The following is a 3,402-nucleotide window of genomic DNA, read 5'->3' as shown; positions in this document are numbered from 1 at the left end:
CACGGCCGGCGACATGGCGAGCATGGCGGCGCTGGTCGCCGAAGGCATCGATGCCGGCGCGCTAGGCTTCACCACCTCGCGCTCGCTGTTCCATCGCACTTCGGAGGGCGCGCTGACGCCCACCATCACCGCCGGCGAGGAAGAGCTGGCGTCGATCGCCCGGGCCATGGGCAAGCTCGGCAAGGGCGTGATCCAGTTGCTCGACGACTTCGCCGACACGACTGCCGCAGGCGCGACCGAGTTCGCCATGCTGCGCCGCCTGGTCGAGGCCTCGGGACGGCCGCTATCCTTCACCCTGCTCGACATCTCGATCTATCCCGGGCGCTGGCAGACGCTGCTGCGCGAGGTCGAACGCGCCAACCGCGACGGCCTGCCGATCCGCGGTCAGGTCGCAGCGCGGCCGGTCGCCATCATGTACGGGCTGGAATTGTCGTTCCATCCGTTCTCGACCTGCCCGAGCTACCGTGAGGTGGCCAACCTGCCGCTCGAGCAGAAGCTCACCCGCCTGCGCGATCCCGCGCTGCGCGCGCGGCTGCTGGTCGAGGAGCCGGTCTACAACAACCCCAACATGCTGGCCTTCATGCGCAACGTCGCCAACATGTTCGTGCTGGGCGACCCACCCGACTACACGCCGCCCGCCGAGGCGCGACTCGATGCCCGCGCCGCAGCTCTTGGCATCACGCCCCTCGAGCTCGCCTACGATCTCCTGGTGTCGGGCGACGGCCGTACCATCCTGTTCCATCCCGGCGCCAACTACAGCGATTGCTCGGATGCCAACATGGCCGCGATGCTGAAGCACGAGAACACGGTGATGGCGCTGGGTGACGGCGGCGCGCACTACGGCCTGATCTGCGATGCTAGCTACCCGACACACGCCCTCACCTACTGGACGCGCGACCGGCAGGGCGAGCGCTGGCCGCTCGCCTGGACGGTCCAGCAGCTGACCGACGTGCCGGCGCGCACGGTCGGGCTGCTCGATCGCGGGCGACTCGCCCAGGGCTGCAAGGCCGACCTCAACGTGATCGACCTCGATCGACTGCGGGTCGCAGCGCCGCATCCGGTGCACAACCTGCCGGGCGGCGGCCGCCGCCTCGAGCAGAGGGCCGAAGGCTATCGCGCCACGATCGTCGGCGGCACGGTCACCTATCGCGACGGCGTCTTCACCGGCGCGCTGCCCGGCCGCCTCGTGCGCGGGGCACGCGGTGCGCCGGTGGGGTGAGTATTCGCCGGGAGCGCGCCATGGCGCTCAAGCTTTTTTCTGAACCGCGGGCGTGCCGCCTGCTCGTGATTCCCGAGCGGGGGGGGGACACACGCAGTCCAGAAGAGAGCATGAGCGCCACGGAGTGGCGCGCTCCCGACGATGAGTCAACTCGTCAACTCACCCGAGCCGCGCCGGGCTGTAGGGCGCCGGTGCAATCGCCGGCGGCTGCCGGTTGATCAATTGCGCGACCAGGCGGCCGCTCGGCGGGCCGCCGGTCATGCCGAAATGGCCGTGGCCGACGGCGAGGAACAGGCCGGGGCGGCTCGCCACCTCGCCCAGCATCGGCAGGCTGTCGGGCGTCGAGGGACGGAAGCCCATCCAGAAGCGATGGCCTTCGGTGTTCACGTTCGGAAAGAGCGTGCGGATGTTGGCCAGCAGTGCCTGACTGCGGCGCTCGTCGGGCGGCGCTTCCAGGCCTGCGATCTCGACGGTGCCGGCCACCCGCAAGCCATGCTCCATCGGCGTCACGCCGAACGACCCGCTCTTGTGCGAGATGGTGGTCGTTAGCGAGAGGTTGGGTGCGGGCAGCATTACGTGATAGCCGCGCTCGGTCTCGAGCGGCACGCCGATGCCGAGCGGCTCGAGCAGCCGCACCGAGCGCGCGCCGGCCGCCAACACGATCTCGGTCGCTCGATGGAAGCCGACATTGGTCATCAGGTCGTAGCCGCCCCCCTCGCGCGGCACGATCTTCATGACGTTCTCCGCCAGCAACTTGCCGCCGGCCTCGACGAACAGGCGGTGGAGCGTCTGTACGATCCTTTGCGGGCTCACGGTGTAACCATTGCCGGGCATCAGCAGGCCGCGCCGCACCTTCGGGGAGATCCCCGGAAACATCTGGCGCAAGTCTTCCGGCGTCAGCGGCTGGCTCGGAATGCCCTGCCGCTCGCGCAGCGTGCGCTCCAGCCTCGCGCTTTCCGTCTCGCCCTCGCTTTCCCACACCTGGACCTGCCCGACCGGTCGCACCAGGTCGGCGTAGTGCTGCGGCCCCAGCAGCTCCTTCCAGCACAGGAACGCGTCCTTGTGCAGGGCCCGCATGGCGTCGGAGATCTCGAGGACGCGCGGCAGGCGGCCGGCGGCAATCCAGCGCATCAGCCACGGCAGTGCCTTGGGAAAATAGGACGGCCGGACGGCGAGCGGCCCCAGTGGGTCGGCCAGCCACGACGGCACCTTGCGCAGCATGCCCGGCAGGGCGATGGGCACCGACGTGTCAGCGCTGATCATGCCGGCATTGCCGAACGAGGCGCCGCCGGGCGGCGGCAGTGGATCGATCACGACCATCTCGCGACCCGAGCGTCGCAGGTAGAGCGCTGTCGACAGGCCGACGACGCCGGCGCCGATGACCACGATCGGACGCGCTGTATCGGACATGCTCTCTCCCGCTCCCGCCCCGACGACACCGCTTCGCGCGGCGCCTGCCGATCATAAGCCCATCCGCGATGAATCCCGGCGGTGGATTCGGCAGGCGATTTCGCGTGGGAGATGCGGCGTGCACCGCGGCAGAGTGAAAACGCCGGCGTTGCTCGGAAGAAGCTCATGGCTGGGGGCTCGCCACTCCAGTGGCGCGTCTTCTCGTGACTGACGATGATCGCGCCACGGGCGTGGCGCGCCCCCAACGCACCTCTTCAAGAGCAAGGGTCCCGCTCACTGCTTCAATTGAACCGCGAGCGGTTCCATCGCATCGAGAATCGATCTAGTGTCACGCCGTCACGATGGCAAAGCCCAAGCTCTCGAGCCGGCAGCCGCACCAGGTGCTCGATCTCGAACGCTATGTGCCGGCCCTGCTGGTGTTCCTCGCCAACAAGCTCACCAGCAGCGCCTCGGCGATCTTTCGCCGCCAGTTCGGCATCGGCACCACCGAATGGCGGGTGATGGCGATGATCGCCGTCGAGCCGAACATCACGGCCGGCCGGATCTGCCGGGTCATCGGCTTCGACAAGGCAGCGGTCAGCCGGGCGCTCGCCGTCTTGCAGAGAAAGGCGCTTGTCCAGGCGCGCTCGCACGAGACGGACGGCCGCAGCTCGGCCTATGCCCTTACGGCCAGGGGCTGGCAGCTGCACGACCGCATCCTGAAGATCTCCCTCGAACGCGAGCAGCGCCTGCTGGGCGATCTGTCGCCGGCCGAGCGCGAGACCCTGATCGGG

At 69.0% G+C, this 3,402-nt stretch carries 3 protein-coding genes; 2 read left to right on the top strand and 1 reads right to left on the bottom strand.

Going from position 1 to position 3,402, the window contains the following annotated elements:
* Window positions 1–1,219: amidohydrolase family protein (locus AB7O82_RS37860; protein ID WP_428621908.1), on the top strand; the 1,219-nt coding region annotated here is incomplete at its 5' end.
* A gap of 159 nt (window positions 1,220–1,378) precedes the next feature.
* On the opposite strand, the gene AB7O82_RS37855 is transcribed toward AB7O82_RS37860, so the two are convergent.
* Window positions 1,379–2,629 (bottom strand): NAD(P)/FAD-dependent oxidoreductase, encoded by a 1,251-nt coding sequence (locus AB7O82_RS37855; protein ID WP_428552494.1) that lies wholly within the window; start codon window positions 2,627–2,629, stop codon window positions 1,379–1,381.
* A 341-nt stretch (window positions 2,630–2,970) separates the two neighbouring features.
* Between AB7O82_RS37855 and AB7O82_RS37850 the strand changes: the two genes are divergently transcribed.
* The coding region (locus AB7O82_RS37850; RefSeq protein WP_428552496.1) for a MarR family winged helix-turn-helix transcriptional regulator at window positions 2,971–3,402 on the top strand (432 nt) is incomplete at its 3' end.

Origin of the sequence: Reyranella sp. (genome assembly GCF_050185545.1) — a bacterium.
In the GTDB taxonomy this organism is placed as follows: domain Bacteria; phylum Pseudomonadota; class Alphaproteobacteria; order Reyranellales; family Reyranellaceae; genus Reyranella.
Note: the sequence above shows the minus strand (reverse complement) of the source record. Positions and strands in the feature narration are given on the sequence as shown.

Bases quoted from the DNA above. Each gene is read 5' to 3' on its own strand.
- AB7O82_RS37855 (WP_428552494.1), bottom strand. From the start codon at position 2,629: ATGTCCGATACAGCGCGTCCGATCGTGGTCATCGGCGCCGGCGTCGTC.